Below are 19,128 nucleotides of genomic sequence, written 5' to 3' on the forward strand. Positions count from 1 at the left end.
TATAATACAATAATACATATTATGCTTTCTGTCAAGGGAAAATTTTTTCCTGTCTGAGGCGATGTATTTTTCCTGTGAGACGCAGTGTCAAAAACAGGAACAGCACCATGACAGCATAGCTGGCCGCCAGAGGCGGCAGCCAGAAAAAATCACCGTCGGTAAAAAAATTCCATGTTCCGGATGCCAGAGATTCACTGATATATTTCCGGAAACTGCAGGTATTAGTTACTGATATCCCCACGCCATACAGGAAAAATATCAGAAACAGCAGCCGAATACGCCGATACAGCCGGATTCGGGATTCCGCATCTGTATATAACCTGAATTCTCCCTTCGCTGTTTCTTTCCGGAAAATTACCCAGACTGCCCAGGAACACACATATTCTGCCCCTGTGGATTCCACAAACTCAATATATTCTCTCTTCGCTTCCCTTCGTCTGCCAAACATTCCGGAAATTTCCGGCAAATCAATCCGATAAGTATAGGCTCCGGGTTCACATGGCACAAAAGTAAAAGCTCCCAGAAAAAAATTTGTCATGGCCCAGCCCTGGCCGCTCATTTTATTCAGCCAGGCTTCCTCTTTTTCCTTGTCATAATATAATCTGAATTTTCTCATGATATTCCTCCCGGAATTACCTCTGCTGCCGGCAGGCACCTTTCTTCTGGAATCTCCAGATCTGCAGCATTTACGGATAATACATGTCTGCCGTTTTCCACTAATTCTTCCAGCCTTCTGACCTCCTGCTGCAAAGCCAGCAATCCCTGCTCCGTCAGAATATACTGTTTCTTTCTCCTGGACTTCTTATCTTCGCTGTACAGCCGAATCCACTGTTTATCCATCAGAGTACTGAGAGCCCCATAAAGGGTTCCGGCTCCCAGCTCCAGCCTTCCTCCGGTCAGTTCCAGCGTATTCTGTATAATTCCATAGCCGTGATTGGGCCGCTGCAGGGATAAAAGAATATAATAGACTGCTTCTGTCATTGCAGTCTGCTTTTCTGCCACGGTTCCACCTCCTGTTTCTCACTTATCAATCTCTGATATATCGCTACTCGATATATTAAATATATCAGATAACGATATATTTGTCAAGGATATATATAATGAAAAGGCGCAAAGCCTTTGGTAACAAGCTCTGCGCCTTTCGCATAAAATTATGCTTCTCCTGTCTTCGGACTCTTCCGCTTACCGGAATCACTGTCCTCTTTCTCCCCGCTGTCGGTGGTAACGGGATTTTCTTTCTTCTTAATCTCTGCCATATCTCTTTTCTGTCCGGTCTTCTCAGCGTTTTCCTCTGATTTGGAACTCTCTTTCCCTTTCTCCGGACGGTCAACTACCACCACATAGTCCGATGCATGGGAGAAGGAAATGCTGATATTTCCGTCTTCTCCGATCTGCCCCGCATTCCGGAAAATCAGTTTCCCCGCACTGTCATAATAGTACAGGTTTCCCGTTCCTCCGCTGTTCTCACTTCCCATATTCAGGGTCAGATCCGCACGGAACCCGAATTCCCCGTTGTGGGTTAAGGTAAGCTGGGTGGTGGGTTTCCCCTCTGCAAGTTCATTAATCAGGCCTGTGGGTACCGCACCCGTATCCGCCTTTACTTCCAGATCAATGTCCTTCAGCTCTGCTGCCGCCACTTCCGTTCCTCCGATGGTCCAGCTGTAGCTTCCCATGTCAAGGACAATCTGTACTTCTTTCCCCTGAATGGCTTCCAGCACCTCTTTTGGCACCACTGTGGCCTGCTTCATGTCTATGGTTATGGTTTCCCCTGACCCTGCCTGTTCGATTTCCGCCACAATCCGGCTGATTTCCTCTTCCGGCAGCTTCACTCCCAGGGGGCCTTCTTCCGTTCCGTCTTTTAACTTTCCGGCACATGCAAGGAATTCCCGGTCTTCTGTAATCACCACGGTTTCGCCTTTTTCGCATCCTTCCCACAGCAGGTCCGTGTATTTCTCATTTTCTGTGGGCAGGGTAAACTTCTCACCTTTGTTCACAACGATATACTGGCAGCTTTCATCCGGGAACTTCAGAATCACCACGCAGTTGTAATACTGTGCCCGGAACCGGATGCTCTTATATCTTCCCTGATTCACTTCCATATCGCCTTCCCATTCGGACAGCATCAGGCCTTTCAGGTGGTTCACTTCCTTAAACACACCGGTGGCTTCTCCCTGGACTGCCGCATCGGAAAGGTTTTCCCCGTTCAGGAACATCAGCCTGTTTCCGGTGGCCAGCTTCCCGTCCTCTCCCCGGTAAGTATATAACACATCCACCGTGGTTTTTCCCCGATAAACTGCTGTCACTTCCAGCTCCGTCATGGGGGAGGAGAGTATATCATCTTCCGTTCCCTTTGTCAGAACCCAGCCCTCAAACTCCATTCCTTCCGCTGTTTCCGGTGGCTCCAGCTCTGCCAGGGCGTCCTTAACGGTCATACCTTTTTCATAAGATTTTACAACCCCTTTCTCTGCTCCCATTCCATCGCTTCCCTGATATCTGGTGCGCCAGGATACCTGACAGTTATTATACTCCGCTTCTGCTGACATCCAGCCAACGCCCCATATCTGTGAATTTTCATCCTGCCCTTCTCCCAGACGGAATCCGGAAAACCCTGTTTCACTGGCATCCTCCGGCAGCTTTAACTGCTCCAGCACTTCCCGGCAGGTGGAGCCCGCTTCCACAAAAACAGGTACCATTGCTGTTTTGATTCCCTGTTCTTTTGTCATATAGGTCAGGGACACATTGGCACAATCCCTGTCATAATTGCCATAAATACTGATGTCCACAGGGTCCGTACCGGCAAATATCAGTTCTGTGTTTTCATCCACCTCCGGCCCATAGCCAATCTGGCTGTTTCGTGTCCAGGTTACATTTATGCCTTCCGGAGCCTGGGGCAATGATACCCCCAGTTCTTTCAGGGAAGCTCTCCGTCCCACTTTTTCCACAGTCCTGGAAGATATCAGCCTGTTATACCGATAACTTCCATTTTCCTGGCGTACAAATCCAAGCACCGTAACTGTAACGTCTTTAAAATCTTCCCGATAGGTGTTGTCTGTTTTTACCCGGTAATACCAGGGACAGTTTATTTCCCAGAATTTGTCGAAATCCCGCAGAGAGGCTTCGTTTCCTTTGGTATCCGATATGGACAGTTCCGTCAGCATCCATTCACAGGGATAGGTATTCTCTGTAATGGAAGTGGTTCCAATATATTCTCCGGTATCCTGATTATACTTCAGACTGATATCCGCATTAGAGGAAACATTCGCCACCTGAGGAGAAAAACGTGCCCTGGCAGTTTGAGCCGGATGGTCTTCCTTCACTTTTACCTTCAGGGTAACAGTATCGCCAGGCAGCACCCACTGGCCCTTTTTATCAATGGTTATGCTTTCGATGACCGGATCTTCCCTGTCTGGCCGGTATCCTTCCGGGTCCACGGTATAGTACCAGGGGCAGTTCGTTTCCCAGTCTTCCTGAATATCCGAGAGCATTGCATTATGCCCTTTACGGTCAGACAGCTCCAGTCTCTCCAGTTCCCATTTGCAGGGATATGTCTCATCTGTAATATCAATCTGCCCTGTATATTCCATAGTTTTCCGATTTAAGGTCAGACTGTTATGATAATAAATAATACCTGTACCACTGGGACGAAACAGTATCTCCGCCTCATCTCTTGGGTTTTCTTCTTCCACCTTTATCGTTATGGTAACTTTATCCCCGGCTTTCACCATCTGTCCGTTTTTATCAATGTTTATACTCTTAATTATGGGCCGCTGTGTATCATATGTCTCCTGGACTACCGTAAACTTTAAATTTGCATCCGGCTCATTTCTGTTTGGATAAAAGCAGTAAGATATTCCGGATTTTGTCCATACCGTCATCTTCTCCCAGAACCATTCTGCCGGGTAGGTATCCTCTGTAACGGTATAAGTACCTGTCATGGTTCCACTGTCAGCATCCCAATTCATTTTTATGTAATCACTGTGACTGACAGTATTGGCCTTCATTTTGATAAACATATCTCCTTCCCCGGTCAGTTCTCCGCCTTCACAGGTCAAACGGGCGCTAAACGTTACCTTATCTCCCGGCCGTAACTTTCCGTCATCTCCTGATGATGTTATCTCTATTCGGAAATCGGACCCGGAAACTTTTTCGTTATTTACTTCCGGTTCCGGATACGCTACCTCAAACCGGTAAAGAAAACAGCCATCCTTCCTGGTTTCCTCTTCCGCATAATTACCGGCTTTATCTTCCACCTGAATCCTGGTGACATGAACACTGTTTCCCCCACGTCTGGTACAGGGATATTCCCCGGTATACAGATTTCCTTCTCCGCTTTTGTGTAACTTTACTTCTATTTCACGGTAATCATAACCATATCCATTCAGGTAAACCGTAACGGATTCGATACCACTGTCCGCATCGTAAGCCCACAGTTTAAAGTGCACCGTCTCATCTGTCGTAACTGTCTGCCCGTTTTCCACCAGTTCAAATTTCTCAATGACCGGCTGATTAATGTCATAACCGGCTGACAGAGGCATAACAGACTCTGTTTCTTCCATCTGAATATTTTCCGAAACTTCTTTTTCTGCCTCTTCCCGCTGCTTTTCAGGCTGCTGTATTTCTTCCACAGATTCCATCATCCTGTTTTCTTCTGATGATTCTTTTTTTTCCACACGTTCCATTTTTCTTTCTGCTTCGGCTGCTAATGCAGCTTCCATGGGAAACACTGCCGTCAGAGCCATGGAAACTGCCAGAAAAATTCCCAGCCATTTTTTCCCTGTTTTTTTCATATCTTATACCTCCCTGATAAAAATGCATAATGAAACATTTTTATTCTCCGGTCTTTGGACTCTTTCGCTTATTGGAATTACTGTTGTCTTCATCTGTTCCGCTGTCTGTCGTAACCGGATTCTCTTTCTTCTTAATCTCTGCGTTCTCTCCCTCTTTCCAGGTTTTCTCTCCCTTTTCCTCTGAACGGGCACTGTCTTTCCCGTTCTCCGGCTGGTCAACTACCACCACATAGTCCGATGCATGGGAGAAGGAAAGGCTGATATTTCCGTCTTCTCCGATCTGCCCCGCATTCCGGAAAATCAGTTTTCCCGCGCTGTCATAATAGTACAGGTTGCCGGTCCCTCCGCTGTTCTCACTTCCCATATTCAGAGTCAGATCCGCACGGAACCCGAATTCCCCGTTGTGGGTTAAGGTAAGCTGGGTGGCGGGTTTCCCCTCTGCAAGTTCATTAATCAGGCCTGTGGGCACCGCACCCGTATCCGCCTTTACTTCCAGATCAATGTCCTTCAGCTCTGCTGCCGCCACTTCCGTCCCTCCGATGGTCCAGCTGTAGCTTCCCATGTCAAGGACAATCTGTACTTCTTTCCCCTGAATGGCTTCCAGCACCTCTTTTGGCACCACTGTGGCCTGCTTCATGTCTATGGTTATGGTTTCCCCTGACCCTGACTGTTCGATTTCCGCCACAATCCGGCTGATTTCCTCTTCCGGCAGCTTCACTCCCAGGGGGCCTTCTTCCGTTCCGTCTTTTAACTTTCCGGCACATGCAAGGAACTCCCGGTCTTCTGTAATCACCACGGTTTCGCCTTTTTCGCATCCTTCCCACAGCAGGTCCGTGTATTTCTCATTCTCCGTGGGCAGGGTATACCTGGCCCCCCTGTTTACCACAATATACTGGCAGCTTTCATCCGGGAACTTCAGGATTACCACACAGTTGTAATACTTTGCCCGGAACCGGATGCTCTTATATCTTCCCTGATTCACTTCCATATCGCCTTCCCATTCGGACAGCATCAGGCCTTTCAGGTGGTTCACTTCCTTAAACACACTGGTGGCTTCTCCCTGGACTGCCGCATCGGAAAGGTTTTCCCCGTTCAGGAACATCAGCCTGTTTCCGGTGGCCAGCTTCCCGTCCTCTCCCCGGTAAGTATATAACACATCCACCGTGGTTTTTCCCCGGTAAACTGCTGCCACTTCCAGTTCTGTCATTTCTCCGGACAGTACTTCCTCTTCGCTGCCTGTGAGCAGCATCCATCCTTCAAACTCCATTCCTTCCACTGTTTCCGGTGGCTCCAGCTCTGCCAGGGCATCTTTTACGGTCATGCCTTTTTCATAGGATTTTACAACCCCTTTCTCTGCTCCCATTCCGTTGCTTCCCTGATATCTGGTATGCCAGGATACCTGACAGCCATTGTATTCCGCTTCTGCCGAAAAACGGACAGTTCCCCATATCTGCCAGTTTTCCTCATATCCCTCTCCCAGACGGAATCCGGAAAATCCTGTTTCGCTGGCGTCCTCCGGCAGCTTTAACTGCTCCAGCACTTCCCGGCAGGTGGTTTCCCGCTCCACAAAGACAGGGACTATTGCTGTTTTGATTCCCTGGTCTTTTGTCATATAGGTCAGAGATACATTGGCACAGTCTTTGTCATACGAAGCGTAAAAACTAACATCCATATGCCCATTGTCCCCAAACAGCAGTTCTGTATCCTCCGTTACCGCCCCGGAATTACGTCTCCATGTGGCAGTTACGCCCTCAGGCGCCTGCGGAAAGGACACACCCAGTTCCTTCAGTGTGGTTCTCCGTCCCACTTTCTCCACGGTGGGGCCGGGAATCGCGACGTAATCCTGATAACTGCCGTCTTCCTGAAGCGCCAGACCATAAAACGTAAATGTTACATCCCGGTAATCTTCCCGGTAGGTATCTCTGGTTTTCACCCGGTAGTAAAATGGATACGTTGCATACCAGTCCTCCATGTACTGCGATACGTTGGCTCTGTATCCGTTCTGGTCCTCTATACGCAGATCCGTCATCATCCATTCACAGGGATAGGTATCTTCTGTAATGGGAATCGTCCCTGTATATTCCATGGTGTCGGGATGAAACTGCAAATCCACACATTGATATCCGGAAACATTCGATACCTGAGGATAGAAATATGCATATCCATACCAGGAAGGATGTTCCTCTTCCACTTTCACGGTCAGAGTCAGGGTATCTCCCGGCTGAACCCACTGGTTATTCTTATCAAGGGTGATGCTTTTAATCACCGGCGCCTGATTATCCACATGGTATCCCTCCGGGTCTACCGTATAATACCAGGGATATACTGTCTCAAAGTCCTCCTGAAAATCTTTGAGACAGGCTGTATGTCCATTCGTATCCCGGACTTCCAGATTTTTGATGTTCCATCTGCCGGGATATGTCGCCTTTGTAACAGAAATTTCCCCCTGATAGGCTCCCAGTTCTTCTTTCCAGTACAGACTGGTATAGGATGATTTCGTATAATCCTCTGCTGATTTACAATATACACGCGCCCAGCTCTGCGGGTTTTCTTCTTTTACCTTCACAGTAACAGTAACTTTATCCCCGGCTGTTACCATCTCTCCGTTTTTATCAAGGGTGATACTTTCAATAACCGGAGCTTCCGTATCAAAGTTCTCCTGAACAACTGTAAATTTCAAACTTTCCTCCGAACGAAAAACATAGCTTCTTCCGGACTGAGTATAAACATAGATATATTCCCAGAGCCATTCGGAAGGATACGTGGTATGTTCCACCGTATACGTGCCTGTCATGATCTGAGTTTCCTCATTATAAGTCATGTTTATCTCTTTTGCATGATAAACTTTGGCCCCAACAGTGCCAAATCTCATCTTTGCATTCCTCAGCTTACTGCCCTCACAGGTCATACGAGCAGAACAGGTTACCGTATCCCCCGGTTTCAATGTTCCATCTTCACCGGAAGCACTGGTCTTCATCTGAAAATCAGTGACGGAAACCTTTTCTTCTGTCGGTTTTACCTTTATGGTAACATGATAACGGCAATTGTAATTATCATCATATATATCTCCGTCCACATAGTTTTTCGCCCGGTCTTCTACCCGGATTTCCGTAACATGGTGTTCTCCGCTCCAGAAAGAACTGCATGGATACTCTGCAGTATACAGTTTTTCTTCTCCGCTTTTCTGTAATTCTATTCTCTGGCCGCTCATCACAACATACACAGAACTGATATCGCTGTCTGCGTCATAGGCCCACAGTTTAAAATGAAGGGTATCGTCATCTGTCAGTGTCTGACCGTTTTCTTCAAATTCAAAGCCTTCGATTACCGGCTGGTTAATATCATATCCGTCAGACAGAGGCATGACAGGCTCTGTTTCTTCTGTAAGGACTGCTTCGGGCATTTCTTTCTCTGCCTGCTCCTGCAGTTCTCCCGGAAGCCTTACATCCTCCATGGTTTCCATCATCACTTTTTCTTCGGATGATTTCCCTGTTTCCACACGTTCCACTTCTTTGTCAGTTCCGGCCGCCATGGCGCCCTGCATTGGAAATACTGCCGCCACGGTCATGGACGCCGCCAGTATAACCCCCAGTAATTTTCTCCCTGTTTTCCTCATTCCTTATACCTCCTTTAACTAAGTATACATAACTCAAAAATCCTGGAACAACATAAAGTATCTGTGTCCGGTGCAGTATCCTCCCCCTGCACCTATGATTCTTCCGCCAGCACTGCCTGAATCAGAAGCCGGTTTTCATCCCGTCCGCTGTAGCAGGTTGACAGAGTAAGAATTTTATCGCTGCTTACCACCTCCGTTTCATGTCTGAAATTCACTTTGCATGATTCCACATCCTCCAGATATCTCCGGATTTCGGAATCCTCGGTAAAATCATACTCATAGGGAATCAGCACGTCCGAAAAATCTGCCGCCGCAAAGATTTCATAAATCAAAGTATCATCCGGCGTATAAATAATGACCTGTCGGTTCTCCTCAAAAAATTTACTGTCCTCAAACTCATGAAGGCTGCTGAACATCCCTCCGTTTTTCATATTATGTCCATACAGAACCGTAACCGAATCCTTAAAATCTCTGCTGTTTACAGGCTGAGTATAGATAGCGCCCGGAAATCCTTCCGACAAATCCGCCTTATGGTCCAGATAATAATTATCGTAAATATCTTCCGTGCCGCTTTTCTGCAGCACCGGATAGTCTATACCGGTTCCCGGAACGGTAATCCAGGCATAAATATCCGGGTTCTGGGCCTGCAGCAACTCAAAATCAATCTTTATTTCTCCGGATTCATCCCTGTACTTTACTTCATCCGCCACGGAATCCTGTGACAAATCCAGCGTGGCAGCAGGGGATATGGTATCCCCTGCATATTCTCCGTAATAACCTGCCAGAAACACTGACACGCCAAAAGCAATGACCAGAAGTGCCGACAGGATTTTCTTCTTCTCTGATTTTATCATGTTCTATTCTCCTGTTTTCGGGCTTTTTCGTTTACTGGTATTACTGTTGTCTTCATCTGTTCCGCTGTCTGTCGTAACCGGATTCTCTTTCTTCTTAATCTCTGCGTTCTCTCTCTCTTTCCAGGTTTTCTCTCCCTTTTCCTCTGAACGGGCACTGTCTTTCCCGTTCTCCGGACGGTCAACTACCACCACATAGTCCGATGCATGGGAGAAGGAAAGGCTGATATTTCCGTCTTCTCCGATCTGCCCCGCATTCCGGAAAATCAGTTTTCCCGCGCTGTCATAATAGTACAGGTTGCCGGTCCCTCCGCTGTTCTCACTTCCCATATTCAGAGTCAGATCCGCACGGAACCCGAATTCCCCGTTGTGGGTTAAGGTAAGCTGGGTGGCGGGTTTCCCCTCTGCAAGTTCATTAATCAGGCCTGTGGGCACCGCACCCGTATCCGCCTTTACTTCCAGATCAATGTCCTTCAGCTCTGCTGCCGCCACTTCCGTCCCTCCGATGGTCCAGCTGTAGCTTCCCATGTCAAGGACAATCTGTACTTCTTTCCCCTGAATGGCTTCCAGCACCTCTTTTGGCACCACTGTGGCCTGCTTCATGTCTATGGTTATGGTTTCCCCTGACCCTGACTGTTCGATTTCCGCCACAATCCGGCTGATTTCCTCTTCCGGCAGCTTCACTCCCAGGGGGCCTTCTTCCGTTCCGTCTTTTAACTTTCCGGCACATGCAAGGAACTCCCGGTCTTCTGTAATCACCACGGTTTCGCCTTTTTCGCATCCTTCCCACAGCAGGTCCGTGTATTTCTCATTCTCCGTGGGCAGGGTATACCTGGCCCCCCTGTTTACCACAATATACTGGCAGCTTTCATCCGGGAACTTCAGGATTACCACACAGTTGTAATACTTTGCCCGGAACCGGATGCTCTTATATCTTCCCTGATTCACTTCCATATCGCCTTCCCATTCGGACAGCATCAGGCCTTTCAGGTGGTTCACTTCCTTAAACACACTGGTGGCTTCTCCCTGGACTGCCGCGTCGGAAAGGTTTTCCCCGTTCAGGAACATCAGCCTGTTTCCGGTGGCCAGCTTCCCGTCCTCTCCCCGGTAAGTATATAACACATCCACCGTGGTTTTTCCCCGGTAAACTGCTGTCACTTCCAGCTCCGTCATGGGGGAGGAGAGTATATCATCTTCCGTTCCCTTTGTCAGAACCCAGCCCTCAAACTCCATTCCTTCCGCTGTTTCCGGTGGCTCCAGCTCTGCCAGGGCGTCCTTAACGGTCATGCCTTTTTCATAAGATTTTACAACCCCTTTCTCTGCTCCCATTCCATCGCTGCCCTGATATCTGGTACGCCAGGATACCTGACAGTTATTATACTCCGCTTCTGCTGACATCCAGCCAACGCCCCATATCTGTGAATTTTCATCCTGTCCTTCTCCCAGACGGAATCCGGAAAACCCTGTTTCACTGGCATCCTCCGGCAGCTTTAACTGCTCCAGCACTTCCCGGCAGGTGGTTTCCCGCTCCACAAAGACAGGTACTATTGCTGTTTTGATTCCCTGGTCTTTTGTCATATAGGTCAGAGATACATTGGCACAGTCTTTGTCATACGAAGCGTAAAAACTAACATTCATATGCCCATTATCCCCAAACAGCAGTTCTGTATCCTCCGTTACCGCCCCGGAATTACGTCTCCATGTGGCAGTTACGCCCTCAGGCGCCTGCGGAAAGGACACACCCAGTTCCTTCAGTGTGGTTCTCCGTCCCACTTTCTCCACGGTGGGGCCGGGAATCGCGACGTAATCCTGATAACTGCCGTCTTCCTGAAGCGCCAGACCATAAAACGTAAATGTTACATCCCGGTAATCTTCCCGGTAGGTATCTCTGGTTTTCACCCGGTAGTAAAATGGATACGTTGCATACCAGTCCTCTATGTACTGTGATACATTGGTCCTGTATCCGTTCTGGTCCTCTATACGCAGATCCGTCATCATCCATTCACAGGGATAGGTATCTTCTGTAATGGGAATCGTCCCCGTATATTCCATGGTGTCGGGATGAAACTGCAAATCCACATATTGATATCCTGAAACATTCGATACCTGAGGATAGAAATATGCATATCCATTCCGGGAAGGATGTTCCTCCTCCACTTTCACGGTCAGAGTCAGGGTATCTCCCGGCTGAACCCACTGGTTATTCTTATCAAGGGTGATGCTTTTAATCACCGGCGCCTTATTATCCTCATAATACCCATCCGGGTCTACGGTATAATACCAGGGATATACTGTCTCAAAATCTTCCTGAAAATCTTTCAGACGAGTTGTATGTCCATGTATATCCCTGACTTCCAGATTTGTGATATTCCATCTGCCCGGGTAGGTTTCCTTTGTAATAGGAATTATCCCCTGATAGGCTCCCAGTTCTTCTTTCCAGTACAGACTGGTATAGCCTTTCTTTCTGTAATCATCTGCTGATGTATAATACACACGCCCCAAACTCCGCGGGTTTTCTTCTTTTACTTTTACGGTAATGGTAACTTTATCCCCGGCTGTTACCATCTCTCCGTTTTTGTCAAGGGTGATACTCTCAATCACCGGGTCTTCCAGATCAAAATTTTCCTGAACTACTGTAAACTTCAAACTTTTATCCGGACGAACTTTACTGCCTTTCCCGGACTGCGTGGTAACCGTGATATATTCCCAGCTCCATTCGGAAGGATACGTGGTATCTTTTATAGTATATATACCTGTCACAGTCTGACTTTCTTCGTTGTAAGTCATGCTCATTTCTTCTGTATGGTATACTTTGGCCCCAATGGTACCAATTTTCATTCGTCCATCTCTCACCTTTCCGTTTTCACAGGTCACGCGGGCAGAACAGGTTACTGTATCGCCTGGCACTAATGCCCCGTCTTCACCGGAAGCACTGGTCTGAATCTGAAAATCAGTGACAGAAACTTTTTCTGCAGGTTTTGTATTCTGTACTATAACATAGTAAAGACAATTGTAATTATCGTCATGCACATCTGCCTCTGTATAATTTTTCGCCCTGTCTTCCACCCGGATTTCAGTGATACTAACTGTTCCATTTTTGAAAGAACTGCAGGGATACTCTGCAGTATACAGTTTTTCTTCCTCACTTTTCTGTAAATCTATTCTGCGGCCACCTGCTTCAACATATACAGAACTGATATCACTGTCCGCATCGTAAGCCCACAGCTTAAAATGAAGGATATCTTTTTCTGTCAGTGTCCGGCCGTTTTCTTCCAGCTCAAACCTTTCGATTACCGGCTGGTTAATATCGTATCCGTCAGACAGAGGCATGACAGGCTCTGTCTCTTCCATAGACAGAGGCACGACTGACTCTGTCTCTTCCATCTGAATTTCTTCGAAAACTCCGCTTCCTGCCTCTTCCTGCTGCTTTGCAGGCTGCTGTACCTTCTCCGGGGTTTCCTCCATCCATTTTTCCTCTGATGATTCCTTTTTTTCCACATGTTCCGCTTCTCTGCCAGTTTCCGCTGCCATGACGCTCTGTATCGGAAATACCGCTGCCACAGTCATGGATGCCGCCAGCAAGACTCCCAGTAATTTTCTTCCTGACTTTTTCATTTCCCATACCTCCTTAATAATAATTACTTACCTCAAAACAACACAAAATTTATGTGTCTGATAAATATCTCCCCTCCTTCCCTCACAATAATCAGGACTTCTTTCCTATTATAGTCCTAATTATACATTTTTTTTTTCAAAATGGAAGATTTTTCCTGATTTTTTTCAGGATTTTTTCTGATTTCGGCAATATATCCATAAAAAAAGAATCTTTTTATGCAGGATTCTCTCTCCAGTTTGGTTGTGCATATTATTTTTTATTCTATAAGAAGATACTTTCGCGCATTAGCGTGACAGGGTCTTTCCTGTAAGAGAACAAAGAATCCTGCAAAGCAGGATTCTCCGCCTGCGGCGGGTCGCTTTAGCGACATATTTCTTTTCCGCCGCAGTGTGATAATTGTCTTTTATTCTATAGGAAATCCAGAGGAATTTCCTATAGAATAAAAAAGGTACCCTGTCTGTGGCTCATTCCACAGGCAGGGTACCTTCCGGTTCCGTTTTCAGATTCTTTTATTCCCGATGCATGGAGAAACTGTCCATATCGTAATTTCCAAGATTCTCATGGATTCCCCGGCTGTCCGCCTGAGAAATCAGCGTATCGCGGTTCTTTCTGGATGATATCTGGTCATTGAATGCACTCGGACCTCCCACGCAGCCACCGTCGCAGATCATGCCTTCCACAAAATCTTCCGGCAGTTTCGCAGCTCTTAAGAGAAGCAGCGCTTTCTTACATTCTGCCGCTCCGTTGGCTTTGCAGACTTTCGCGTCGATTTCATGGCCGGACTCTTTCAGGCTCTGCAGCACTGCTCCGGTCACTCCGCCGGAATTTGCAAACCGTTTGCCATAAACAGACGAAATCTGGTCGTCGTTTTCGCATGGCTCCAGCTTCACGTCCCTGGCCTTCATAATGGCACGGATTTCACTGTAAGTCAGCACATAATCCGCATTTCCCGGAATCTTCTGGTCCACAACCTCTGACTTCTTGGCAAGGCAGGGCCCGACAAATACGGTTACAGCATCCGGCTCCTTAGCCTTAATCAGGCGGGATACGGCGCACATGGGGGAAACCGTAGCAGATACGCAGTCTGCCAGCTGAGGATAGTGGAGACGTACCATATTTACAAATGCCGGACAGCAGGAGGTTACTTTCTTCTTCCCTTCCTGATATGCTTCCGCCCATTCTTCCGCTTCATAAGCGGCTGTCATATCTCCGCCGAGACCTACATCGTAGAAATCTTCAAAGCCCAGTTCTTTCATGGCCTTCTTCCAGCTTGCTGTGGTGATATCCGCGCCAAACTGGCCTTCTGTTGCAGGAGCTGCCATGGCATAGACCTTTTTGCCGGATTTCAGCGCTTCCACCACATCCACAATAAAGGTTTTGGAGCCAATAGCCCCAAAGGGACAGCTATGGATACATTTTCCGCATCGAATGCACTTTTCTTTGTCGATAATGGAAATTCCGTGCTCGTCGTATGTAATGGCGTCTACGGGACAACTGTACTTGCAGGGACGTTTCAGATGGGCAATGGCGTTGTAGGGACAGGCCTGCGCACATTTTCCGCACTCCTTGCATTTGGACGCATCAATATGGGAACGGTCCCTGCCCATTTCAATTGCGCCGAATTTGCAGGCATTGATACATGCCTTTCCAATACAGTTCTGGCAGTTCTCCGTAACGGTGTAACTGGAAATGGGACAATCCTCACAGGCGGAGCTGATCACCTGGATTACGTTTCCGTCATCCACAGCTCCCGGCGCTTTGCCTTCTGCCAGGCGGACTCTCTGCCGGATGATCTCTCTCTCTTTGTAAATACAGCAGCGGAACTTCGGTGTGGGTCCGGGAATCAGTTCCAGAGCAATGTGATCCCGTTTGGCGTCCAGTTCCCCGGCAAATGCCAGTTTTGCAACTTCATAGAGTACATCGTGTTTGATTCTAATCACATTTTCATCAGCGAACATGGTCTTTACCTCTCTCTTTTTTTGTTTGACAACATTTTAACACTGTATGGTTCTTTCCTGCAAGAGAATTTTCTTTTGTATTTCAGAAAATACGATATTTCGTTACTTTTTGGGCCGGATGCCGTTACCGGAACACCCGTAGGGTGTGAACAGTAACGATATTTCTCCATTTTTCACAAAAGGGAACCCGCCTGGTACACAAGTACTGCCATAATCCAGGCAACCCCAAGCTGGAACAGAAGCATTTTCAGCGTAAATTTCAGAGAACCTGTTTCCTTTTTGATGGTCCCGATAGTGGCCGCGCATGGCACATAGAGCAGACAGAAAATCATCATGCAGTATGCGTTCAGAGGGCCGAATCCCGCTTCCGCAAGCTGGCCTGTCAGGGCAGCCATGCCCGCTGCGGAATTTACATTGCTGACGCCAAACAGCACGCAGAAACTGCTGACCACCACCTCTTTTGCGGAAATCCCGGAAATCAGAGCCACGCCAATCTGCCACATGCCCAGGCCTGCCGGAGCCAGTACGGGCTCCAGCCAGTGTCCCAGCACCGCTCCGAAGCTCTCCGATACTTCCTCTGTCATACCGTGAATTCCAAAGTTCAGCAAAAACCAGATGATAATGGAAGCAATAAAAATCGTGGTTCCCGCTTTCGTCAGGTAATCCTTGATTTTCTCCCATACATAAACTGCAATGGTTCTGGCATTGGGCGTCTTGTACTCCGGCAGCTCAATCAAAAGGGTGTGATGTTCCGTGTGAGTTTCCACCCGATGAATCACCAGAGCAATTACTATGGCAACAGCCATTCCCAGAAAATACATGGATATTGCAGCCAGGGAAGCATATCTGCCAAAAAACATACCCGCAAACAGCACATAGATGGGAAGCCTTGCGGAGCAGGACATAAACGGTGTAATCAATATGGTCCGTCTCCGGTCAGATTCTTTTTCCAGCGCTCTGGTGGCCATAATGGCAGGAACCGTACAGCCAAATCCCAGAACCATAGGCAGAAATGCTTTTCCGGAAAGGCCCAGAGAGCCCATCAGCCCATCCATCACATAGGCAACTCTTGCCATATATCCGCTGTCCTCCAGCAGCGCAAGGGCCAGAAACAAAATAAAAATGTTGGGCAGAAATGTGAGAATCCCTCCCACTCCCGCAATGATTCCGTCCACAACCAGCGAAATCATCCAGGGGGCCACATGCATACGCTCCAGCAGGTGCAGCATACCGTTGGATGCGGATTCCAGAAGCACCTCGAATCCGCCTTTCAGAGTATCCCCCACAAAAAAAGTCAGGAAAAATACCACCGCCATCACGCCGAAGAAAATGGGCATTCCCCATATGGGATGGGTCAGTATCCCGTCCACCTTATCTGTAAAAGCCGCCTTTTCTGATTTATAAAACAGGGTGTCCTCCATCACTTCTTCTATGTAATCGTACTTCTGATTGATAATATCCTTTTCATAGCTTCTGTCCAGTACTTCCGGCAGTTCCACCGGATAAAGAGAAGTAATTTCTTCATCCTGTTCCAGCAGCTTGATGGCATACCAGCGGGCATTTTCCGGAATCTGATATGACTCTTCCAGAGCCTGCTCCAGCAAATGGATTTTCTCCTCTATATCCTTCCGGTAAGTGACAATTTCCGGCCGGTGCATTTCCTCATAATGGTGTACCGCCGCATGGAGCAGTACATCCAGCCCGCTTCTTTTTCTGGCGGAAACAGGTACCACAGGAATACCGCCCAGCATTTCCGGCAGGCGGTGCAAGTCAATTTCCATGCCCCGTTCTTCCACAATATCCATCATATTCAATGCCAGAATCACCGGTTTGCCCAGCTCCAGAAGCTGCATGGTCAGATACAGATTCCGCTCCAGGGCCGATGCATCCACAACATTGACAATCACGTCCACTTCATGTTTCATAATGCACCGTCTGGAAACTTTTTCTTCAATAGAATAAGACGTAAGACTGTAAATTCCCGGCAAATCAATAAGTTTCAGCTTCTGACCTTTGTAAACGGTTTCTCCTTCCACTTTTTCCACTGTCACGCCGGGCCAGTTGGCCACTTTCAGATTTGCCCCGGTATATGCATTAAACAGCGTGGTTTTCCCGCAGTTGGGATTTCCCACAAATCCAACTCTAATGACTTCCATCTGCTTCCTCCCCTTCCGCAGGATTCACCAGAATTCCTCCTGCAATATCTTTTCCGATTGCCCAGCGGGTACCCCGCACTTTGATAATGACGGTTCCGTTCCGCTTCCGGTTCATCAGACGCAGCTTCGTTCCGCTGTTAATGCCCAGTGCTTCCAGCCGCCGCATAATGGGGCCTTCTATGGAAATATCCGTTACAATATAGGTACCGTCTATGATTCCGTCTACAATTGTCATATACTGTTCCTCGCTTCTTTTTTCTTTCAGATATTCTCTTATGCTCAAAGCCATTATACTCTAAATGATAATGATTATCAATAGTAAGTATTACAGATATTGACGAAATCAAAGAATCTACCCTGTCTGAATTGCATCAGTCCTTTTCATATCCATTTCTTCGATAAAGTACTAAAAATACAAGAATACTGATTATCAATTCTCCCACAAGCACTGCGATATCCAGAGGTTTTAACGTATATGACATTCCTTCTGCAAATCCGCTCGCCATCTCTGTCAGCACCCCGGTAAACAAAAATCCTGAGATATGGTGCAATTTTTCGGAAAGATTTCCAAACATTGGAATCATCATAAACACGATCATCAATGGATAGGAAATCAGATTTGCATTCATCTGATTTCTGGCGCAGAGACCGACAATCATTCCCATTACGCAGCTGATCAGGGAGGCTGCTGCACTGACCAGTAAGAAAACCGCAACCGATACCTGGCTCATGGAAATACCACTAATCACCAATACCACAATATTGATTATGTTCATCAGCACAAACGGAAACAGAATACTTCCGATAAAATACTGCATTCCCGTGACCGATGACGTCATTAAAACCCGTAACGTATGTTTCTCTTTCTCTTCTGCTATGGCAGTTCCTACCATCAGGAATCCATCCATACACAAATTAAGGGAAATTCCCAGACTCAGGATCAAAGACACCAGAACCGGTGACAACTCACCTCCTGAATTGATACCATATAAAATTTTGAACATCCATACCATGGCCACAGTCAGAAGGGGCCCAATCATAATCGCCGTATTGCGGCTGATACAAATCCATTTAATCTGTGCAACTGCTGCTAATTTATTGATATTATTCATCTTAAAACTCCTCTCACATACTGGCTAATCCAAGGGATGCCCCTGTTACCTGTAAAAATACACGTTCCAGTGTTGGCTCACAGGAATGAATACACTGTATTTCATCTCTCTGCATCCATTCTGAAATTTTTGCAATATTTTGAGGACTCTGCTCTAAGATGACTTCTTCCTGATTATTCAAAAGCAGATGATATTTTTTATTTTGATTATATTTCAGGCAAAGTTCTTTGGGCGAGCCGCACTCGACAATTTTCCCCTGATATAAAAGTGCAACTCTGTCACAAAGTTTTGTGGCTTCTTCCATATTATGTGTGGTCAGAAAAATTGACATACCTTCTTTTTTCAGTCCCAGCAACATTTTATGAACAGCTACCGCAGTCGATGGATCTAATCCGCTTGTGGGCTCATCCAGAAATAAAATTCTTGGCTTATGAAGCACTGCCCTGGCCAGAACAAGTCTCTGCGTCTGCCCTCTGGAAAGTTTACCTGCCGGCTTTTTCCGATGTTCATACAATTCCACCTGATGTAAGACTTCCTCCACTCTTCCCCTGGGAACACGCCATATTTTTGCAAACATACTTAAATTCTGCCATACTGTCATTTTCTCATAAATTCCGCTCTGATCAGAAACCACGCCGATTTTTTCATAAATTGATTCATCAATATTAACCGTATCCGTATCAAGAATTTTCGCCTCTCCGGATGTCTGTCTTAACTGTCCTGTGATTATTTTAATCGTGGTAGTTTTTCCAGCGCCCGACGGCCCTAAAAATCCCAGAATTTCACCTTTATGAAGGGTAATATTGATATCCTTAAGCGCCAGTTCCGTCTTATAGCGTTTGGAAATATGTGATAAATCCAGTAATACGTTTTGTTCCATAACATAACCCTCTTTCTGAATATTTTCTTTATAATTGCCCTGTTTTCTGTTCCAGAGTAATTATGATGGAAGTATCGTATCATGTTTTATCACCTTTTTGCCGAGTTCTGCCTGAATGATATGCCATACTGCCTGAAACGGCCTGTAAAACG

Annotated in this window: 11 protein-coding genes; all 11 read right to left on the reverse strand. The window is 46.9% G+C overall.

Features of this window, described 5'->3' with window-relative positions:
* Positions 1 to 31 precede the first annotated feature (31 nt).
* Entirely contained in the window at positions 32 to 616 is a 585-nt protein-coding gene (locus VSQ32_07635; GenBank protein MEH2942735.1) for a DUF2812 domain-containing protein, read from the reverse strand.
* Positions 613 to 1,002 (reverse strand): PadR family transcriptional regulator, encoded by a 390-nt coding sequence (locus tag VSQ32_07640; GenBank protein MEH2942736.1) that lies wholly within the window; start codon positions 1,000 to 1,002, stop codon positions 613 to 615. The genes VSQ32_07635 and VSQ32_07640 overlap by 4 nt, the downstream gene beginning before the upstream one ends.
* Before the next feature lie 149 nt (positions 1,003 to 1,151).
* Positions 1,152 to 4,787 carry a hypothetical protein gene (locus VSQ32_07645; GenBank protein ID MEH2942737.1) on the reverse strand — a complete coding sequence of 1,212 codons (3,636 nt, stop codon included), beginning with the start codon at positions 4,785 to 4,787 and terminating at the stop codon, positions 1,152 to 1,154.
* Between the two features lie 40 nt (positions 4,788 to 4,827).
* On the reverse strand, positions 4,828 to 8,403 hold the full coding sequence (locus VSQ32_07650) for a hypothetical protein (protein MEH2942738.1): 3,576 nt from the start codon (positions 8,401 to 8,403) through the stop codon (positions 4,828 to 4,830).
* Between the two features lie 92 nt (positions 8,404 to 8,495).
* On the reverse strand, positions 8,496 to 9,257 hold the full coding sequence (gene srtB / locus VSQ32_07655; protein ID MEH2942739.1) for a class B sortase: 762 nt from the start codon (positions 9,255 to 9,257) through the stop codon (positions 8,496 to 8,498).
* A 3-nt stretch (positions 9,258 to 9,260) separates the two neighbouring features.
* Entirely contained in the window at positions 9,261 to 12,869 is a 3,609-nt protein-coding gene (locus VSQ32_07660; GenBank protein ID MEH2942740.1) for a hypothetical protein, read from the reverse strand.
* Positions 12,870 to 13,379: 510 nt separating this feature from the next.
* The gene (locus VSQ32_07665) at positions 13,380 to 14,828 is read right to left on the reverse strand and encodes a 4Fe-4S dicluster domain-containing protein (GenBank protein MEH2942741.1); all 1,449 of its coding nucleotides are present in this window, start codon (positions 14,826 to 14,828) and stop codon (positions 13,380 to 13,382) included.
* Positions 14,829 to 15,001: 173 nt separating this feature from the next.
* The gene (gene feoB, locus VSQ32_07670; protein ID MEH2942742.1) at positions 15,002 to 16,984 is read right to left on the reverse strand and encodes a ferrous iron transport protein B; all 1,983 of its coding nucleotides are present in this window, start codon (positions 16,982 to 16,984) and stop codon (positions 15,002 to 15,004) included.
* Positions 16,971 to 17,267, reverse strand: coding sequence for a FeoA domain-containing protein (locus VSQ32_07675; protein MEH2942743.1), 297 nt, complete (start codon positions 17,265 to 17,267; stop codon positions 16,971 to 16,973). The genes feoB and VSQ32_07675 overlap by 14 nt, the downstream gene beginning before the upstream one ends.
* Positions 17,268 to 17,355: 88 nt before the next feature.
* A complete protein-coding gene (locus VSQ32_07680; GenBank protein MEH2942744.1) occupies positions 17,356 to 18,096 on the reverse strand; it encodes a hypothetical protein in 741 nt (246 codons plus the stop codon).
* Positions 18,097 to 18,109: 13 nt separating this feature from the next.
* Positions 18,110 to 18,976 (reverse strand): ABC transporter ATP-binding protein, encoded by an 867-nt coding sequence (locus VSQ32_07685; GenBank protein ID MEH2942745.1) that lies wholly within the window; start codon positions 18,974 to 18,976, stop codon positions 18,110 to 18,112.
* Between the last annotated feature and the right edge of the window lie 152 nt (positions 18,977 to 19,128).

The organism is Lachnospiraceae bacterium JLR.KK002 (assembly GCA_036941025.1).
Classification (GTDB): Bacteria; Bacillota; Clostridia; order Lachnospirales; family Lachnospiraceae; genus Petralouisia.